The sequence below is a fragment of the Mesorhizobium sp. M8A.F.Ca.ET.021.01.1.1 genome, assembly GCF_003998025.1.
Taxonomy (GTDB): Bacteria; Pseudomonadota; Alphaproteobacteria; order Rhizobiales; family Rhizobiaceae; genus Mesorhizobium.
In genome coordinates, this window is sequence record NZ_RZSJ01000898.1 from 1 (window position 1) to 1,498 (window position 1,498).

At 65.8% G+C, this 1,498-nt stretch carries 2 protein-coding genes and 1 pseudogene; all 3 read right to left on the bottom strand.

Annotation, left to right across the window (positions count from 1 at the left end; translation table 11 throughout):
* Positions 1-456: pseudogene (locus tag EOA36_RS35205) on the bottom strand (MFS transporter); the annotation flags it as partial.
* Positions 453-953, bottom strand: a complete 501-nt coding sequence (gene nusB / locus EOA36_RS35210) for a transcription antitermination factor NusB (protein ID WP_127281214.1) — start codon at positions 951-953, stop codon at positions 453-455. The pseudogene EOA36_RS35205 and the gene nusB, both read right to left, overlap by 4 nt.
* The gene (ribH, locus tag EOA36_RS35215; protein ID WP_127281215.1) at positions 950-1,444 is read right to left on the bottom strand and encodes a 6,7-dimethyl-8-ribityllumazine synthase; all 495 of its coding nucleotides are present in this window, start codon (positions 1,442-1,444) and stop codon (positions 950-952) included. Before ribH ends, nusB begins: the two co-directional genes overlap by 4 nt.
* Between the last annotated feature and the right edge of the window lie 54 nt (positions 1,445-1,498).

Sequence of the window (1,498 nt, forward strand, 5' to 3'; positions counted from 1 at the left end):
GATGATGCCACCGGCGAGCACGAAGGAGATGGCGCGCGCCTTGAACGCCGGCGGCGCGTTGTCGGCCGCGGCAAAACGGAATTGCTGGACGAAGGCGCCGCCGACGCCGATGACGAGCAGCGCGAACGCGAACAGCCAGAAGCTGCCATGGAACAATGCCAGGGTGGCGACCAGCCCGCCGAGCGCTGTGACGACGGTTCCGGTCATGAAGCCGCCGCGCTGCCCCAGCCAACGGATGATGGCCGCAGCCGGCAAGGCACCGAGCGCCACGCCGAGGTTGAAGCCGGTGATGGGCGCCGTCGCCAGGGATTTGTCGGCGCCGAGCAGATATTGCCCGGCCAATGCGCCCATGGAGATGGCGATGGGGGCCGCCGAGCCGATGATCGCCTGCGAGGCGGCGAGGATCAGCGCGGTGCGCCGCGCCTCTTTGCCCGCCTCGACGGCGATGGCGGTCACGAAGCGTCCTTGCCGCGACCCTCGCCACGCACGCGGCGTGACACACGGTCGAGCACGGCATTGACCAGCTTCGGCTCGTCTTCCTCGTAGAAGGCCTTGGCGATATCGACATATTCGGTGACGATGACCGCGACCGGCACGTCATCGCGCTTCATTAGCTCGTAGACGCCCGCACGCAGAATGGCACGCAGCGTGGAATCGAGGCGCGACAGCGGCCAGTCGTCGGTCAGCGCCTGGCGGATGATCGGATCAATGGTCTTCTGGTTCTCGACGACGCCGGTCAGGATGGCGCGAAACCACTGCGCGTCGGCCTCGCGGTAGAGCGCACCGTCGACTTCCTTGCCGAGGCGGAACGCCTCGTACTCGGCGGTGATCTCGAACACGCCACTGCCGGCGACATCCATCTGGTAGAGCGCCTGCACGGCGGCCAGACGGGCAGCCCCGCGCTTGTTGGCGTGGCGCACCGCGGGCTGTCCTGGCGAAGCGGGTTCGCTCACGATCGCGCTCCCAATTGTTCCTTCAGCGCGATCATGGTCAGCGCCGCACGCGCGGCAAAGCCACCCTTGTCGCCTTCCGAGCGCTTGGCCCGCGTCCACGCCTGCGCATCGTTCTCGGTGGTCAGGATGCCGTTGCCGATGCAGACCGAGTCCTGCACGGACAGGTCCATGAGCGCACGGCTGGATTCATTGGCGACGATATCGAAATGATAGGTATCGCCGCGGATAATGGTGCCGAGCGCGACAAAACCGTCATAGCCCGTCCCGCCTTCGGCCCTGCCGTCGAGCGCGAAGGTGATCACTGCGGGAATTTCGAGCGAACCAGGAACAGTGACGACGTCATAAGTCGCGCCCGCTTCCTCGAGCGCATTCGTCGCGCCGTCGAGCAGCGCGTCGGCAAGGTCGTCGTGAAAGCGCGCCTCGATGATGAGCAAATGCGCTTTCGCCTTCGGGCGAATGAAGGCTTTGCCGTGTTGGGATATGCCAGCCATAGAAGTCTCCGGGGGTTGCCGGTGACTTAGGCCGAAGCCGGATTGATCGCAAGC